Origin of the sequence: Halomonas elongata, from assembly GCF_029081005.1 — a bacterium.
Lineage (GTDB): Bacteria > Pseudomonadota > Gammaproteobacteria > Pseudomonadales > Halomonadaceae > Halomonas > Halomonas elongata_B.
This window is the reverse complement of record NZ_JAJQTQ010000012.1, coordinates 1-17,072: the sequence shown is the minus strand read 5'-3', so window position 1 is coordinate 17,072 and position 17,072 is coordinate 1. Positions and strand designations below refer to the sequence as shown.

19 protein-coding genes are annotated in these 17,072 nt (G+C 62.7%); 16 read left to right on the top strand and 3 right to left on the bottom strand.

The features are described 5' to 3' along the window. Position 1 precedes the first annotated feature (1 nt). Entirely contained in the window at positions 2-196 is a 195-nt protein-coding gene (locus LU493_RS10475) for a DUF2909 family protein (protein WP_275287743.1), read from the bottom strand. A 10-nt stretch (positions 197-206) separates the two neighbouring features. On the opposite strand from LU493_RS10475, the gene LU493_RS10470 reads away from it, so the two are divergent. From LU493_RS10470 to ihfA, 13 genes are all read left to right on the top strand, one after another. Further along, positions 207-932, top strand: a complete 726-nt coding sequence (locus LU493_RS10470; protein ID WP_275287742.1) for an SURF1 family protein — start codon at positions 207-209, stop codon at positions 930-932. Next, positions 929-1,465, top strand: coding sequence for a hypothetical protein (locus LU493_RS10465; protein WP_275287741.1), 537 nt, complete (start codon positions 929-931; stop codon positions 1,463-1,465). The genes LU493_RS10470 and LU493_RS10465 overlap by 4 nt, the downstream gene beginning before the upstream one ends. 30 nt (positions 1,466-1,495) lie before the next feature. Next, complete coding sequence (locus LU493_RS10460) at positions 1,496-2,551, top strand: COX15/CtaA family protein (RefSeq protein WP_275287740.1); 1,056 nt, start codon at positions 1,496-1,498, stop codon at positions 2,549-2,551. Beyond that, complete coding sequence (gene cyoE / locus LU493_RS10455) at positions 2,544-3,449, top strand: heme o synthase (RefSeq protein ID WP_275287739.1); 906 nt, start codon at positions 2,544-2,546, stop codon at positions 3,447-3,449. Before LU493_RS10460 ends, cyoE begins: the two co-directional genes overlap by 8 nt. A 185-nt stretch (positions 3,450-3,634) precedes the next feature. Then, complete coding sequence (locus LU493_RS10450) at positions 3,635-4,102, top strand: DUF2489 domain-containing protein (RefSeq protein WP_275287738.1); 468 nt, start codon at positions 3,635-3,637, stop codon at positions 4,100-4,102. Between the two features lie 278 nt (positions 4,103-4,380). After that, positions 4,381-5,193, top strand: coding sequence for an OmpA family protein (locus tag LU493_RS10445; protein ID WP_275287737.1), 813 nt, complete (start codon positions 4,381-4,383; stop codon positions 5,191-5,193). A gap of 216 nt (positions 5,194-5,409) precedes the next feature. Continuing rightward, a complete protein-coding gene (gene thrS, locus LU493_RS10440) occupies positions 5,410-7,308 on the top strand; it encodes a threonine--tRNA ligase (protein ID WP_275287736.1) in 1,899 nt (632 codons plus the stop codon). Between the two features lie 34 nt (positions 7,309-7,342). After that, positions 7,343-7,882 (top strand): translation initiation factor IF-3, encoded by a 540-nt coding sequence (infC, locus tag LU493_RS10435; protein ID WP_275287828.1) that lies wholly within the window; start codon positions 7,343-7,345, stop codon positions 7,880-7,882. 85 nt (positions 7,883-7,967) lie between these two features. After that, positions 7,968-8,162, top strand: coding sequence for a 50S ribosomal protein L35 (rpmI, locus tag LU493_RS10430; protein WP_016854829.1), 195 nt, complete (start codon positions 7,968-7,970; stop codon positions 8,160-8,162). Between the two features lie 36 nt (positions 8,163-8,198). Further along, on the top strand, positions 8,199-8,552 hold the full coding sequence (rplT, locus tag LU493_RS10425; RefSeq protein WP_013332273.1) for a 50S ribosomal protein L20: 354 nt from the start codon (positions 8,199-8,201) through the stop codon (positions 8,550-8,552). Between the two features lie 180 nt (positions 8,553-8,732). Continuing rightward, positions 8,733-9,752 carry a phenylalanine--tRNA ligase subunit alpha gene (pheS, locus tag LU493_RS10420; protein ID WP_275287735.1) on the top strand — a complete coding sequence of 340 codons (1,020 nt, stop codon included), beginning with the start codon at positions 8,733-8,735 and terminating at the stop codon, positions 9,750-9,752. Positions 9,753-10,029: 277 nt separating this feature from the next. Further along, positions 10,030-12,423 carry a phenylalanine--tRNA ligase subunit beta gene (gene pheT / locus LU493_RS10415; RefSeq protein ID WP_275287734.1) on the top strand — a complete coding sequence of 798 codons (2,394 nt, stop codon included), beginning with the start codon at positions 10,030-10,032 and terminating at the stop codon, positions 12,421-12,423. Between the two features lie 62 nt (positions 12,424-12,485). After that, positions 12,486-12,788, top strand: coding sequence for an integration host factor subunit alpha (gene ihfA / locus LU493_RS10410; RefSeq protein WP_275287733.1), 303 nt, complete (start codon positions 12,486-12,488; stop codon positions 12,786-12,788). Positions 12,789-12,950: 162 nt separating this feature from the next. On the opposite strand, the gene LU493_RS10405 is transcribed toward ihfA, so the two are convergent. After that, entirely contained in the window at positions 12,951-13,157 is a 207-nt protein-coding gene (locus LU493_RS10405) for a DUF2788 domain-containing protein (RefSeq protein ID WP_275287732.1), read from the bottom strand. 144 nt (positions 13,158-13,301) lie between these two features. Here LU493_RS10405 and LU493_RS10400 point away from each other — a divergent pair, with 144 nt between their 5' ends. Continuing rightward, complete coding sequence (locus tag LU493_RS10400; RefSeq protein ID WP_275287731.1) at positions 13,302-13,766, top strand: flavodoxin domain-containing protein; 465 nt, start codon at positions 13,302-13,304, stop codon at positions 13,764-13,766. Between the two features lie 2 nt (positions 13,767-13,768). Beyond that, positions 13,769-14,140, top strand: a complete 372-nt coding sequence (locus tag LU493_RS10395) for a hypothetical protein (RefSeq protein ID WP_275287730.1) — start codon at positions 13,769-13,771, stop codon at positions 14,138-14,140. 142 nt (positions 14,141-14,282) lie between these two features. On the opposite strand, the gene ppnN is transcribed toward LU493_RS10395, so the two are convergent. Continuing rightward, complete coding sequence (ppnN, locus tag LU493_RS10390) at positions 14,283-15,644, bottom strand: nucleotide 5'-monophosphate nucleosidase PpnN (RefSeq protein WP_275287729.1); 1,362 nt, start codon at positions 15,642-15,644, stop codon at positions 14,283-14,285. A gap of 353 nt (positions 15,645-15,997) precedes the next feature. On the opposite strand from ppnN, the gene LU493_RS10385 reads away from it, so the two are divergent. Then, positions 15,998-16,945, top strand: a complete 948-nt coding sequence (locus tag LU493_RS10385; protein WP_275287728.1) for a LysR family transcriptional regulator — start codon at positions 15,998-16,000, stop codon at positions 16,943-16,945. Positions 16,946-17,072 lie beyond the last annotated feature (127 nt).

The window sequence follows — 17,072 nt, the reverse complement described above, 5'->3', positions numbered from 1 at the left end:
ATCAGCCGGCGAGGCTTCCGCCATAGAAACCGTACAGGAGCAGTACCAGCAGCAGGGCGGCCAGACAGACACGCAGCTTGAGGGAAATGAGCACGCGACGCGAACGACCGCCATCCTTGAGCAGGAAGCCGGCACCGGCGGCGAGACTCGCGACCATGGCAACGAAGACGAGGGCGATCAGGACCTTGAGAAGCATGTCGGACTCCATGACGAGATTTTCCACACGGGTTCGGTCCAGCCGTCGCCTGGTGATCTGGTTCGGGTTCTGGGCCTGTCTGGTGATTCTCGGACTCGGACTCGGACTATGGCAGTGGGAACGTGCCGCCGACAAGCGCGAGTTGCTGGCGCGCTTCGAATCTGCCCCTCGAATGGTGGCACCCGAGGCCATACCGCCCAATGGCGCGCAGATCACCGTGACGGGAGAGTACCTGGCGGATGAGACGCTGTTTCTCGATAACCGCATTCACGGTGAACGACTCGGCGTGGCAGCCCTGACCCCCTTGCGCGGCGACGATGGGCGCCTGTGGCTGGTGGAGCGGGGGTTCATGCCCACCGGTCCGAGTCGGGAAACGCCGCGCGTGTCGACGCCGGATGGCCGTGTGACGCTGAAGGGGCGCTGGCAGGTGGATGGGGAGTCGGCGCCTCTCTTCGGGCCCAATCGGGAGGGCAAGCGCCTGCAGCGCATCGACCTCGGTGCCTGGGAGTCCCTGGGAGGTTTCGCCCACGCCGGTTGGCTGCATCTGGAAGAAGGCGGAGGGCACTTGACGTCCTGGTGGCGTCCGAATGTGTTGCCGCCGTCGCGTCATCTCGGTTATGCCGGTCAATGGTGGGGGCTGGCGCTGGCGGCGATGGTGGTAATGATCATCGGTGCTCGGCGTTTGAGCCGTGATCGACCCAGGCACCCGCCCGAGAACAAGGAGACACGCCGATGACCGATGCCCATATTGTTCGTTCCCGACTCAAGCTGCTGGCGTTGTTTGCCGTGTTCGCCCTGCCCATGGCGATGGCATGGGGCATGGTCGAGTGGCGGCTGGGCATCCCCGATGAACGCACCGCCCACGGCACGTTGCATCCCGATATCCCGACGTTGTCCGACTGGCCATTGAGCCAGGTGGAGAAGGAGGGGGCCGACGATTGGTTGATGGCCTTCGATTGCGTGAGTGATTGCAGCGAATCGGCTGACCGCTGGTGGCGGCTGCATCGTGCCCTGGGGCGTGATGCTCATCGGGTCAGCCGTTTGCGCATCGGCGGGGCGGAGAGCAAGGCGTTACCTGGCGAATCGGTCGTGGCGTGGCGAGATATGCCGGTCTGGCGGGAACCCGGGACGCTCTGGATTCTCGATCCCGCTGGCCGGCCGGTGCTGAGTTATGGCGAGGGCGTAGAGGCGTCGAATGTGCTGGAGGACATCGAGCGCCTGCTGGAACTGAATCCCGAGCCACCTATGGCACGTCTGCGTGACGAGTGATGGGAGGGATGGAGGATGCACGAGGGACGCATGCGAGATCAGCGGTACCGGGCAAGGTTGAATGGGCTGCGCTGGTTGAGTCTGCTGGGGATGTTGCTTGCCGCTCTGGTGGTGCTGGCCGGTGCCTGGACGCGTCTGGTGGATGCCGGTCTGGGATGTCCGGACTGGCCTGGGTGCTATGGACAGTGGGTGGTGCCGGACGAGACCCGAGCCCTGGCGCACTCGCCCGATGCGCCGTTCGATACGTCCAAGGCATGGATGGAGATGCTGCATCGCTACCTGGCCTCTTCGCTGGGGTTGCTGGTTATCGCCGTGGTGGTGCTGGCCAGGCGCCTGAGGCATCACGATGGAGTCCCATGGCGACTCTCGCTGGGGTTGCTGACACTCATCCTGGTGCAGGGCGCCTTTGGTGCCTTCACCGTGACGCTCCGTCTGTGGCCCCAGGTGGTGACGCTGCATCTGCTGGGGGGCATGGCCGTCATGGGCGGTTTCCTCTGGTTGTACCTGCGATTTCGGCGCCTGGTGATACCAGGCAGATCGCGACGTCAGCCGCGACGCCTGACGCCATTGTGGGGGGCAGCGCTGGCGCTTCTGGTCCTGCAGCTGGCTCTCGGTGGCTGGACCTCGAGCAACTATGCCGGTATTGCCTGCCAGGGCTTCCCTACCTGCAATGCCCAGTGGTGGCCCAGCATGGATTGGGGAGAAGGGTTTCACCTGACGCAGACGGTGGGACCCAACTATCTGCATGGGCAGTTGCACGCCGAGGCTCGAAGCGCTATCCAGGTCGGCCATCGTCTGGGGGGAGCGGCGTTGTTCCTGTGCCTGCTGGGGCTCGCCCTGCGGCATCGTCGTGACCGCGAGGTATCCCCCTGGCTGGGGTTGATGGGGGGCGCCTGCCTGCTGCAGGCGGCACTGGGTATCGCCAATGTACTGTTCTGGCTGCCGCTCTGGCTGGCCTTGTTGCATACGGCGGGCGCAGCCGTGCTGGTGGTGGTGACGCTGCTGGCGGTCTGGCAGTGGCGGTGGGGGCAGTCCATGCCCCGGTCATTGCCGTCGATAACGACGAGGGAGTTGATGCATGCATGATGCTCGGCCGGTGACCCGGGAAACGCTCATGCCGCTATGGCGTGATCTCGTTACCCTCGGCAAGCCGCGTGTGGTGTCGGTGATGCTGGTCTGCAGTCTGGTGGGGATGTTGCTGGCGCGGCCGATACCGCCGTTAGACAAGGTGGTGCTGGGGTTGATCGGCATCGGGCTTGCTGCCAGTGGCGCCGCGGCGTTCAATCATGTCGTGGACCGTCGCCTGGATGCCCTGATGCTGCGCACGGCGTCGCGCCCCCTGGCCACCCGGCGCCTGTCGATACCACTGGCCCTGGGGTGGGCAACGCTGCTGTCGGTCGCGGGGGTCGGGGTGCTGCATGAAGGCGTCAACCCCTTGACGGCCTGGCTCACCTTCGGCTCCTTGATCGGCTACGCCCTGATCTATACCGCCTTCCTCAAGCGAGCCACGCCACAGAATATCGTGATCGGTGGCGTGGCCGGTGCGGCGCCTCCGCTGCTGGGCTGGACATCGGTGAGCAACCAGCTCGGTCCCGAGCCGTTGCTGCTGGTGTTGATCATCTTCGCCTGGACGCCACCGCATTTCTGGGCATTGGCCATCCACAAGCGCGACGAGTACGAACGTGCCGGCGTCCCGATGCTGCCGGTGACCCACGGCGACGCTTTCACGCGTCTTCAGGTATGGCTCTATGGCTGGTTGACGGTCTCGGTGACCTTGCTGCCTTTTGCCATCGGCATGAGCGGATGGATCTATCTGCTAGGCGTGACGGCGCTGAATGCACGCTTCATGTGGTGGAACGGTCGGGTGTGGCGAGGTCGTGACCCGAAGGCGCCCCTCGCGGCTTTCTGGTTTTCCATTCGTTATATCCTGGGCGTCTTCGTCGTCCTGCTGCTGGATGGCTATGCCGGATTCTGGTGGGCCTGACGTGGAAGGGGGCCTTGAATCCCGACGGCGTCCGGAGATGCCGGGACGGGGGGCGGATGGCAGCGGGCCCTTGCTTTCGGCGTCAAGGGGCCCGAGTGACGGTGATATGGGTTGGTCGTCCGAAGGGGGCGGTTTAGAATGAGCGTCTTTATCGCTTGAATGCTGGACGTAACGGGAATCCTTTCATGACCAATACCACCGCCGTGATCTTGCTCGGGCTGGCCCTGGCCGTCGTTGCCGGCCTGGGGGCGTATGCCGTCACCCTGTGGCGGGAGGTCCGACGTCGCGAAGCATTTCGCGAGGAAGAACTGCGCCGGGCACATGATAATTGTCTGGAGAATCTCGAGCTGGTAGCCAATGCCTTGCAGCAGGGGCAGGTCGATATCACGGAGGGCGCATGGCGTTGCAAGACACTGCTGGATATTCTCGATCCGTCGTTGACGTCGCGACCGGAGTTTCTGGCATTTGCCGAGGTGCATGAACGAACCCGTCATCTTCACACGCATTCGGCGCGCCAGGCTCTGAGCCCCAAGGCGCGATTTCACGAGGATCGTGAACGCCTGAAAGTCGAGGGTGAGTGGCGTGATGCCGTCATGAAAGCGGCCGTGAGTGTGCTGCAGTTTCGGCGCGACTGGCCGGACGCTTTGCATTGATTTGAATGACCTAAACAAAACAATGTATTACACTTTCCAGTGCGTTTTTCGATTGAAAGGTGACTCAGTCTCCGGCAAGCTGCTAATCGCGACGTAGATGACTGATAAGAGGATGGAGTCCCGAGTCATCACGCGTTGATTGGCCGAGATCGCGATTTCGTGCTTTCTTGGTCGGTATGGACGGACAAGTTCCGTCTCTGGTTGGCCATACCATCGGACTCGCTGGATGGCTAAGCCTATGCTGGCCCCGCTAGATTTGTGTCAAGAAGGAGTCTTACATGAAAAAATCAACGACTGGCTTGTTGCTCGGTTCCGCGCTGGTGGTCGGTCTGTCCGGCTGCGCCAGTTCGGCGTCTCAATCCTCCGGCATGGGCGATAGCTCAGCGTCTGATCGTGCCTGGTACAAGCACCCCGCTGTCTGCAGCGTGGCGGGTGGCCTGATCGGTGCTGGTATCGGTTACAGCGCCGTCAAGGACGACGATGAGGATACCGGTGCCTATATCGGTGGTACTGTCGGTGCCACGGCGGCTGCACTGCTGTGTGCCGAGCCGAACAAGGGCCCGGCTCCCGTCGGTGACAGCGATGGCGATGGTGTGCCGGACGATCAGGATCAGTGCCCGGGTACCCCGGCCGGTGTCGCTGTCGACGCCGTGGGCTGCCCGGTGGATTCCGATGGTGACGGCGTGCCGGACTATCAGGACCAGTGCCCGGGTACCCCGGCAGGTGCCGAGGTCAATGCCCTGGGCTGCGTCGAGGACCTGGTGCTGCAGGACGTCAACTTCGAGTTCGATTCTGCCCGCCTGACCATGGGGGCCGAGTCTGTCCTGAGCGACGTGGCTTCCAAGCTGCGCGCCAATGACAACGTCCGCGTGCGTATCGAAGGCCACACCGATTCCGTCGGTCCGGCCGGTTACAACAAGGATCTGTCTCAGCGTCGTGCCGATTCCGTGGCAAGCTTCCTGGCCAGCCAGGGCATCGCTGCCAATCGGATGACCACCATCGGCTATGGCGAAGAGCAGCCGGTGGCCAGCAACGACACCAAGGCTGGCCGTGCCGAGAACCGTCGCGTCGAGCTCGGCGAGTGGGAGTGATCCCCTCCTGAGTCGACCGTTGCGCCTCGGCATCCGCCGGGGCGCGGTTAGAGTCGGAAAGGCGCCTTCGGGCGCCTTTTTCATTGGCGATCTGGCCCACCCATGGCGCCGTCGGCAGGGCGTCTGGTAGGCTAGCGTCGCTCAAGGCAACCCAATCTTCTCGCGACATGTGATCCCTGGTATGGATCACCACTGTGCACAAGGAATCGCTTCATCATGCCCATCGTGACCCTGCCGGACGGCAGCCAGAGATCCTTCGACGAACCCCTTTCCATCATGCAGCTGGCCGAGAGCATCGGTACCGGCCTGGCCAAGGCCTGTGTGGCTGGCCGTATCGATGGCGAGCTGGTGGACGCAGCGGATGTCATCGACCATGACGCTGAAGTGGCGATCGTCACCGCCCGCGACCCCGAAGGGCTGGATATCATTCGTCACTCCTGTGCCCACCTGATCGGCCATGCGGTCAAGCAGCTCTATCCGGACGCCAAGATGGCCATCGGCCCGGTGATCGAGGATGGGTTCTATTACGATATCGACTTCGGGCGCTCGGTGACGCCCGAGGATCTCGAGGCCATCGAGGCGCGCATGAAGGCGCTGATCGAGACCGGTTACGATGTCGTCCGTGAGTACGTCGACCGTGATCGTGCGATGCTGACCTTCCTGCACCGCGACGAGCCCTACAAGCAGGAGATCGTGCGGGAGATTCCGGAAGGGGAGACGATCCGTCTATATCATCACCAGGAATACACCGATATGTGTCGGGGGCCCCATGTCCCCAATACCCGTCACCTCAAGGCCTTCACATTGACCAAACTGGCCGGTGCCTACTGGCGGGGTGATGCCGAGCGCCCCATGCTGACACGAATCTATGGCACTGCCTGGGGTGACAAGAAACAACTCAAGGCCTATCTCAAGCGTCTCGAGGAGGCCGAGAAACGCGACCATCGCAAGCTGGCACGCAAGCTTGACCTCTTCCACATGCAGGAAGAGGCGCCGGGCATGGTATTCTGGCACCCGCGTGGCTGGACGCTGTGGCAGGTGGTCGAGCAGTACATGCGCCAGGTGTACAAGGACGGCGGCTATCAAGAGATCCGCTGTCCCCAGGTGATGGATGTGTCGCTGTGGAAGAAGTCCGGCCACTGGGACAATTATGCCGATGGCATGTTCTTCACCGAGTCGGAGAAGCGCGAATACGCGCTCAAGCCGATGAACTGCCCTGGACATGTGCAGGTCTTCAACTCCGGCCTGCGCAGCTACCGTGAACTGCCGGTACGTTACGGCGAATTCGGCGGGTGCCATCGCAACGAGCCTTCCGGTGCCCTGCACGGCATCATGCGGGTGCGCGCCTTCACTCAGGACGATGGTCATGTCTTCTGCACCGAAGAGCAGATCGAATCCGAAGTGACCAGCTTCCACCGCCAGGCCCTGCAGGTCTACAGCGACTTCGGGTTCGAGGACATTGCCGTCAAGATTGCCCTGCGTCCTGAAAAGCGGCTTGGCGATGATGCGGTCTGGGATCGTGCCGAAGAAGCGCTGCGTGGTGCGCTGCGCACCTGTGACGTCGACTGGGAGGAGTTGCCGGGCGAGGGTGCTTTCTATGGCCCCAAGATCGAGTATCATATGAAGGATTGCCTGGGGCGCGAATGGCAGGTAGGTACCATGCAGGTCGATTTCATGATGCCGGTGCGCCTCGGTGCCCAGTATGTCACCGAGGATGGCGATCGACGCTCGCCGGTGATGCTGCACCGGGCCATCGTCGGCTCGATGGAGCGCTTCATCGGCATCCTCATCGAGCACTATGCCGGCGCGATGCCGTTGTGGTTGGCACCCCAGCAGGTTGTGGTGTTGACGATCACCGATTCGCAGCGTGACTATGCCATTTCCCTCGAGCAGCGCTTGCAGAAAAAGGGCTTGCGAGTCAAGGCGGACTTGAGGAATGAGAAGATCGGCTTTAAAATCCGCGAGCATACGTTGCAGAAGGTCCCCTATCTCCTGGTGGTGGGAGATAAGGAAGTCGAAGCCGACTCGGTGGCCGTGCGCTCGCGCAGTGGCGAGGACCTCGGCACCATGACGGTGGATGCCTTCATCGACCGGATTCAGGCCGAGCGGCGCTAGCGACATCTTCCAAGACTGAAGTGGAGACGGAACCATCAAGAGAAGCAACCCCAGAGGACGCCCGCAGGAAAAGCGTCCCCCGATGAACGAGAGAATTACCGATGAGCAGGTGCGCCTGATCGATAGCGATGGCGAGCAGCTGGGCATCATGCCCACTCGCGATGCGCTGGAGCGTGCCGAATCGGCTGGTATGGATCTCGTGCAGATTTCCAATGCCGATCCGATCGTCTGCAAGATCATGGATTACGGCAAGTTCGTCTTCGAGCAGAAGAAGCAGAAGGCGGCGCAAAAGAAGAAGCAGAAGCAGATCCAGGTCAAGGAAGTCAAATTCCGGCCTGGCACCGACGAGGGTGACTATCAGGTCAAGATGAAGAACCTGACGCGTTTCCTCGAAGGTGGCGACAAGGGCAAGGTCACGTTGCGTTTCCGCGGTCGCGAAATGGCCCACCAGGACATCGGCCGCAAGCTGATGGAGCGCATCGCCGCCGATCTCGAGGAGATCGGTACCGTCGAGTCCTTCCCCAAGATGGAAGGACGTCAGATGATCATGATCATTGCCCCCAAGAAGAAGTGACCCGGCGGCCAGTCAAACGGGTGGCAGGTGTTGTGCCTGCCATCGGCCCCGGGTTTTCTCAAAAACCTCGAGCGGAGTTCAACTCATGCCGAAGATCAAGAGCAACAGCGGCGCTGCCAAGCGCTTCAAGAAGACGGCCAACGGCTTCAAGCACAAGCAGTCGTTCCGTAGTCACATCCTGACCAAGAAGTCCACCAAGCGTAAGCGTCAGCTGCGTGGTATGAAGCAGATCCACGACGCCGACAAGCAGCTCGTGCAGCGCATGCTGCCGAACCTGTAACCCTTGGTCGCAATTCTTCAACGTCAGGAGTAAGCCATGACTCGTGTCAAGCGTGGTGTCGTCGCTCGTCGCCGTCACAAGAAAATTCTCAAGCAGGCCAAGGGCTACTACGGTGCCCGTTCGCGCGTCTTTCGCGTAGCCAAGCAGGCCGTCATCAAGGCCGGTCAGTATGCCTATCGTGACCGCCGCCAGCGCAAGCGCCAGTTCCGCGCCCTGTGGATCCAGCGTATCAACGCCGGTGCTCGTCAGCATGGCCTGTCCTACAGCCGTTTCGTCGGCGGTCTGAAAAAGGCCGGGATCGAGATCGATCGCAAGGTGCTGGCCGATCTGGCCGTCAACGAGAAGGCAGCATTTGCCGCCATCGTCGAGAAGGCCAAGGCTGCCCAGTAAAGGGGATCGAAAGGGTGCGCTGTCAGCCGAGCGCGAAGCGCCGCCCCGATGATCGTCGCAGGGGAAGAGCAGCCGCTCTTCCCCTGTTTTTTTGCATGCGACACCCGGTCGCGTCGAGGCTGTCCGCACAGCAGGGCATCGGTCGGCGCTGACGGGATCAAGAATTCGGAGCATCAACGGATGGACCACCTTCCCACTCTGGTCGCCGAGGCCCGCGACGCCATCCAGGCCGCCGAAAGCATGGCCGTGCTGGATGAGCTGCGCGTGCGCTATCTCGGCAAGAAGGGCGAGATCACCGCGCTGCTCAAGGGCCTGGGCCAGCTGCCGGCGGAAGAGCGTCCGGCCGCGGGGGAGCGTATCAACCAGGCCAAGCAGGCGTTGGCCGCTGAACTCGATGAGCGTAAACAGACGCTCGAGAAGGCCGCCCTCGAAACACGGCTTGCCGCCGAAACACTGGATGTGACACTGCCGGGGCGTGGCCAGCCCGGCGGCGGTCTGCATCCGGTGACCCGGACCCTGGAACGCATCGAGGGGCTGTTTACCCATGTCGGTTTCGATGTGGCGGTCGGGCCGGAAATCGAGGACGACTACCACAACTTCGAGGCCCTCAATATTCCCGCCCACCATCCGGCGCGGGGCATGGCCGATACCTTTTACTTCGATGCCACCCGACTGCTGCGCACTCATACGTCACCGGTTCAGGTGCGCACCATGAAGAGCACCGAGCCGCCGATTCGCATCGTCTGCCCGGGGCGGGTCTATCGCAGCGATTCCGACCTGACGCATACTCCGATGTTTCATCAGGTCGAAGGCCTGCTGGTCGACGAGGATGTCCGGTTTTCCGACTTGAAAGGTACTATCCAGGACTTCCTGCATGCCTTCTTCGAGCGTGACGATTTGGCCGTGCGCTTTCGTCCGTCCTATTTCCCCTTCACCGAGCCCTCGGCGGAGGTCGATATCCAGTGCGTGATGTGTGACGGCGGCGGCTGCCGAGTCTGCTCCCACAGTGGCTGGCTGGAAGTCATGGGCTGCGGCATGGTGCATCCGGAAGTGTTCCGTCACTCCGGTATCGACAGCGAACGCTATACGGGCTTTGCCTTCGGCATGGGGGCCGAGCGGCTGGCCATGCTGCGCTATGGCGTCAACGACCTGCGGTTGTTCTTCGACAACGATCTGCGCTTCTTGCAGCAGTTTGCCTGATTGTCACCAGTACACAGCCAGGGAGCATTGTCGTCAGGCTTGATGCGTAGGGGCGGGAACAGGTCGTGGAGGAGGTCCTGCGCAGGGTGAGGAGCACGGCTCCGAACGGGCTGGCCTTGGATGGCCAGCACTGGCCCTGCAAGCGGAGCGGGACGCGAGAGCTCCGCAGGTAGGTAGCGCCCGAGGAGAGGGCAGCGCCTCCTCGTAGACCTGTCGATGACCCGACGCCGTGTTGCCGACTGCGATACTCCTAGAGAGCACAGCGATAGGATTTGTCATGAAATTTTCCGAACAGTGGCTGCGTGAATGGGTCTCTCCGGCGTTGTCGACTCAGGCACTGGCCGATCAGATCACCATGGCCGGCCTCGAAGTGGACGGGATCGAGCCCGTGGCGGCGGCCTTCGATGGCGTGGTGGTGGCCGAGGTGGTCGAGCGGGCGCCGCACCCCGATGCCGACAAGCTCAATGTCTGCCAGGTTGATGATGGCAGCGAACGGCTGCAGGTCGTCTGTGGTGCCCCCAATGTTGCCGAGGGGCAGAAGGTGGCCTTTGCCCGGGTCGGCGCCGTGCTGCCCGGTGACTCCACGGCTGAGGGGTTCAAGATCAAGAAGGCCAAGCTGCGTGGCGTCGAGTCCCGCGGCATGATCTGCTCCGCCTCCGAATTGGGGCTGGAGGAAGATACCTCCGCCGGTATTCTTGAACTGCCGTCCGCGGCGCCGGTCGGTGAAGACTTTCGCGCCTACATGACGCTCGATGACAGCACCATCGAGGTGGATCTGACGCCCAATCGGGGCGACTGCCTGAGCGTCAAGGGCATGGCCCGTGAGGTCGGCGTGCTCAATCGCCTGCCCATCTCGGGACCGAATATCGACCCGGTGGCAGCCGTTCACGATGAGACCTTTCCGGTGCGTGTCGAGGACGCCGAAGGGTGCCCGCGCTACCTTGGTCGGGTGATCAAGGGCGTCGACGTCACGGCCGAGACGCCGCTCTGGATGGTCGAGCGCCTGCGTCGTGGCGGCGTGCGCGCCATCGATCCGGTGGTCGATGTCACCAATTACGTCATGCTCGAGCTCGGTCAACCCTTGCATGCCTTCGATCGTGCCAACCTCGATGGTGCCGTGGTGGTGCGTCGGGCCCGCCAGGGTGAACAGCTGGTGCTGCTCGATGGCCAGGCCATCACGCTCAACGACGACACCCTGATCATTGCCGACGAGCGCGGCCCCCTGGCCATCGCCGGTGTCATGGGCGGGGAGCATTCGGGGGTGAGCGTCGAGACCCGAGACATCTTTCTCGAGGCGGCTCACTTCTCGCCGCTGGCGGTGGCTGGCCAGGCCCGTGCCTATGGGCTGCATACCGATGCCTCGCATCGTTTCGAGCGTGGCGTCGACCCGGCTCTCGCCCGGGAAGCCGCTGAACGTGCCACGGCACTGTTGCTGGAAATTACCGGGGGCGAAGCCGGCCCGCTGATCGAGGTCGCCGACGCATCGCGACTGCCCAGTGATCGCGAGGTGGTGTTACGCCGCGGGCGGCTCGATCAGGCCCTGGACAAGGAACTGCCCGCCGACGAGGTCGGTGAGATCCTCGAACGTCTGGGTATGACCGTCGAGGGCGTCGACCAGGGCTGGCGGGCCAGGGTGCCGAGCTGGCGTTTTGATATCGCCATCGAAGAAGACCTGATCGAGGAGGTGGCACGCATCCACGGCTACAACAAGCTGCCGGCACGTCATCCTCGTGCGCATCTCGGGCCTCGCCCGGATCACGAAGCGCGTACGCCGCTCGCCGCCCTGCGTCACCGCATGGTCTCGCGAGGCTACTTCGAGGCGGTGACCTACAGTTTCGTGGCGCCGGAGCTGCAGGAAACTCTGTTGCCTCAAGCCGTGTCGCCGGTGCTGGCCAACCCCATCTCCAGCGATCTGTCGGTGATGCGCGCCAGCCTCTTTCCCGGTCTGGTGCGGGCGCTCGAGCACAACCTCAATCGTCAGCAGAACCGCGTCCGGTTGTTCGAAACGGGCCTGGTGTTCCGGGGCGAGCTCGATGATCTCGATCAGGTACCGATGCTTGGTGCGCTGGTCTGTGGCGGTCGTGAACCCGAAGGGTGGAGCGGCGGCAAACAGAGGGTGGACTTTTTCGATCTCAAGGGAGATCTGGAAAGCCTGATCGAGATGGGTGGGGAACCGGATGCCTGGCGCTTCGAACCTGGTGAACATCCGGCCCTGCATCCCGGGCAGAGCGCTCGTGTGATGTACCGTGGTCAGGAAGCCGGGTGGATCGGTACGCTGCATCCGGCAGTGCGTTCCCGGCTGGGCCTCAAGGTGGATGCCTTGCTTTTCGAGGTTCGGCTGGATGCCCTGACCCATGGCCGCATACCGGCATTTCGGCCGTTGTCCCGCTATCCCGAGGTGCGACGCGACCTGGCCTTTCTGGTCGACGCGGCGCAACCGGTACAGGCCTTGCTGGATACGCTGCGCGCTCAGGCCGGGGAATGGCTGGTCGAGGCACACCTGTTCGATGTCTATCAGGGCAAGGGCGTGCCGGAGGGACGAAAGAGCGTGGCATTGGGCTTGACCTGGCAGCATCCTTCGCGCACGCTAAATGACGATGAAATCAACCAGTTGGTCGATGCCATCGTCGAGGAGTCGCGTCTGCACCTGGGTGCCGAGTTGCGCGCGTGAGGATCTCGAGGCGGCTCATGAAGCAGGAACTGGCTCGGCCACCACAGCGTGAGGAAAGCGACATGGGTGCGTTGACAAAGGCCGAGCTGGCCGAACACCTGCACGCCGAGCTTGGCCTCTCCAAGCGCGAGGCAAAGTCCATGGTGGAGTCCTTCTTCGAGGAGATCCGGGGCTGTTTGCGCGAGAATGAACAGGTCAAGCTGTCCGGTTTCGGCAATTTCGACCTCCGAGACAAGCGCGAGCGGCCGGGACGCAATCCCAAGACGGGGGAAGAAATTCCGATTTCCGCCCGTCGCGTCGTGACCTTTCGGCCCGGCCAGAAACTCAAGTCTCAGGTCGAGGAGTACGCTGGCGACGAACGCTGATCCCGTCGCCCCCTCGCATCGAGCCATGCAACGGACGCCGTCATTTCCAGTGAAATGGCGGCGTTTTCGCCTGTGCGTGTCAGGAGCCTGTCGGATTTGGCCGATCGTCGCGAGAAAGACGGATTTCGAGACAAGTTTCGTGCTATTTGAATCAGCCCCCCCCTAGAGGGTGCCGTGCTCCAGTGACCAGGTAATCACCACCTTGATCAGATAAGCCAGCATCCCGCCGCCGAGTACCACGAACAGCATGATGGTGCCGAAACGGCCCGCTCCAGACTTGCGAGCCAGGTCCCAGATGATGAACCCCATGAACAGCATGAGACCGCCGATCATGATGGGCGTGATCCAGGCGTCGAAGGCGTGTTGCATGTCTCCTCCACTGAGTCGATAACCCGGGTGAGTATACGCGATCCTCGGGCATGCCAGCATGTCCGGCGGCGTGCGGCGTGCGGCGTGCGGCGTCGGGGCTCACATGTTACGATCCGGCTGAATTTCCAAGGCAAGCTTCGCGACATGCCCATGCTCAAGATCTTCGTAGGAACCGTATATGGCGGTGCCCTGGATGTGGCCGAACAGGTTGCGCCACTGTTCGAACAGGCCGGCTATGAAGTGTCGATCTTCGATCAGCCGACGCTGGATGACCTGGTCGGTTCGCCGACGGATCTGGCGCTGTTCTGCACCTCGACCACTGGCAGCGGCGACTATCCGGGCAGCCTCGTCGCCTTCGTTCGCGAGCTGGAAGCGAAGAGTCCGGGGCTCGTCGGCCTGCGTTACGGAATGATCGCCATGGGCGACAGCTCCTATGTGGACTCTTTCTGCGGTGCCGGTCGCTGCCTCGACGAGGTGCTTCAGGGGCAAGGAGCCGAGCGTCTCGGCGAGCGTCTCGAAGTGGATGCGATGGAAACCTTCATGGCCGATGATGCTGCCTTGCCCTGGGCAGAAGAGTGGATCGAGTCCCAGCAGCTCAAGGTAGCCTGAGCGTGACGGCCTCACCGGAGCGCTGCAGCCTGTTGACCGGTTTGCTGATCCTGATGCTGGTCAGCGTGCCGCGTTACCTTTCCGGTGGCCATGATACCCATCTGGCCTTGATGTCGATCGGCGGGGTCGCCGTGGCGTCGCTCGCCGTCTTCCAATGGTGGCTGTTGCCCGCCGAGTCGCGTGCCACGCTGCCTGCCTTGATGCGGCGTCTCGTGGCCTGTCTGGTGGTGGGTCTATTGGCCATGGGCATCTGGCATGCGCTGTTCGGCGCCTGGAGCGGCTGGCCGCTGCTGGTGTCGCATGGTGCGACGCTGGGATTGCTGCTGCATGCCCTGGGGATGTGGTGGAAGCCAGCCCCGAAGGGGAAGGAATAAGGCACGGAACGCGGCTGACGCCGCTGGAAGAGCGAAGAACGGCGCTTCGCGCCTTGAAGAGGGAAGAAAACCCTTTTGATGCCCCAGGCTCTGGGGCTAACCTGCTCTTCACTCTTCACTCTTCACTCTTCACTCTTCACTCTTACCCGAGGGTATAGCAGGGCACGTATTCGCCGGCGAGTTTCATGCGGCCCTGGGCGACGAAGGACGTCAACAAGTCGTCCAGGCGTGCCATCAACTGGGGTTCTGCGCTGAGCCGGAAGGGGCCGTTGGCCTCGATGAGGCGAATGCCGCGCTCCTTGACATTGCCGGCGACAATACCGGAAAAGGCGCGTCGCAGGTTGGCCGCCAGCTCGTGAACCGGTTGCTGTCGATGCAGGGCCAGCGCGGCCATGCTGTCGTGGCTGGGCTCGAAAGGCTCCTGGAAATCCCGGACCACGGTGAGTCGCCAGTTGAAGTAGAAGGCATCCTGGCGAGCGCGGCGGTATTCCCCGACGTTGTCGATGCCCTTGCGCATGACGCGGGCCACTTCCACCGGGTCGTCGATGATGATGCGATACAGCCGCCGTACCGATTCGCCGAGGGTATAGACCAGAAACTCGTCGATGCGCTTGAAGTAGTCGGCGGAGTTGGCGGGGCCAGTGAGGATGACCGGCAGCTCCATGTCGTCGTTGTCCGGGTGCAGCAGAATGCCGAGGAGGTAGAGGATTTCCTCGGCGGTGCCGACCCCGCCGGGGAAGATGATGATGCCGTGCCCCAGGCGGACGAAGGCTTCGAGGCGCTTCTCGATGTCGGGCATTACCACCAGTTCATTGACGATGGGGTTGGGGGCTTCGGCGGCGATGATGCCGGGTTCGGAGACGCCAAGATAGCGTCCTTCGCTCCGGCGCTGCTTGGCATGAGCGACGTTGGCGCCTTTCATGGGGCCCTTCATGGCGCCCGGGCCGCACCCGGTACAGATGTCGAGTTCACGCAGCCCCAGGTGGTAGCCCACGTCCTTGGTGTAGTCGTACTCTTCGCGAGAGATCGAGTGGCCGCCCCAGCAGACCACCAGGCTCGGGTCTCGGCTGGGCTTCAGGGTGCCGGCCTTGCGCAGGATGTGGAAGACGGCATTGGTGGTGCCGTCGGCACTGCCCAGGTCGAAACGCCGACGCGTCTGGATCTCGTTGTAGACGTAGACGATATCGCGCAGCACCGAGGAGAGGTGCTCTCGAATGCCTCGAATCATGCGCCCGTCGACGAAGGCTTCGGCGGGGGCATTGGTGAGTTTCAGGCGCACGCCGCGATCCTGCTGGATGACTTCGATATCGAAATCCGGATAGGTCTCCATCAACGCCAGGCCATCGTCGGTGGGATTCCCGGAGTTGAGAACGGCCAGCGCGCAGCTGCGCAACAGTTCGTGCAAGCCGCTGCGCGAGGTGTCGTGCAGGCGGTTGACTTCCTGTTGGGAGAGAATTTCCAGGCTGCCTTCCGGCGAGATGGTGCTGGAGATGGTATCGGCCATTCGGGGCGTCCGTGTCGCGAGGATGAATAAGGGAGCGCGCCAGAGGCGTTCCCCCGGCTTCGCCGATCATGGCAAAGCGGTCTGCATATCAGCGATGCTATCACGGCCTCGGTGGGTCAGGGCTATCGCAATTAGTGTTGTTGCGCTCGAGGCTGTTCCGTCGACAGGTCAGCGAGGGGCGCTACCGATACACTGCATCGCTATCGCATCCTGCTTCGCTTGCAGGTCCGGGCCCCGGCGCCCCCGGGCCGAGCCAACTGCGAAGTCTTGCACAGCCGGTGCAAGCGCTGCGGTCATGCCCACCAACTGATAGAATGACCTCGCCGGTTCTCCGTACAGCGACGTGACGCGCCATGTTCAACGCCCAATACTTCCGCACCTTCATCACCCTGGTCGAGACGGGCAGTTTCACGCGAACGGCGCGTCGCCTGGAAATGACCCAGCCCGGCGTCAGCCAGCATGTACGCAAGCTCGAGCAGTACCTCGGGCGCTCCCTGCTCGAGCGGCAGGGGCGGCGATTCGCGCTCACCGAGGCCGGTCGGCGTGCCTACGACTATGCCCTGAAGCTGTTTGCCGAGCACGAGCAATTCCGCCATTCCCTGGACGACGAGAGCCTCGACAGCGGTGAGTGTCGACTGGCGTCTCCCGGGAGCGTCGGCCTGATGCTTTATCCTTTCATCCTTGGTCAGCAGCAGATGTACACGGGGTTGACGGTCAGCTACAGCTTTGCCTTCAACCACGAGATCGTCAGCGACGTGCTCGCCGGGCGCCATGATCTGGGGATCGTCACCGAGGCGGTTCGGCATCCCGAAGTGGACTGCGAGGTCTGGCATCAGGAGCCGTTGTGTCTGGTGGTGCCGGCGGATTTTGCCGGCACCGGCCTGGCGGACCTGATGGGCATCGGCTTCATCAGTTACTCGGATGGGGTCAACCACGCCGATACCCTGCTGCGCTGCAATTTTCCGGGAGAGTTCCGGTCCATGAGCCACTTTCCACGCCAGGGGTTCACCAACGAAGTGAGCATGGTGCTGGATGCCGTGGCACGCGGCCTGGGCTTTACCGTGGTGTCGCGGCTGGTCCTCGAGACATCGCCCTGGCAGCGCCAGGTCAAGGAACTGTCGTTGCCACAACCGGTGCATGAGACACTGCATCTGGTGACCCGGCGCGGCAGCCGCATGCCGCGTCGCTATGCCCGGTTGCTGGATGCCTTCCGCGAGCATCGGCGCCATGAACGCTATGGGCATGGCGAGCCTTCGATGGAAAGTGCCGGCGCCATGGAGAACGATGGTGGAGCGAACTGAGCAGGAGACGTTTCGCCATGCCGCCCGAAACGACGACGCCCCGCCATGATTGAACTGCACCCCGAAAGTTGGACACCCACTCCAACCTTCGGGGTGTTTTTATGAGGAACCGATACGACGAGGGGTA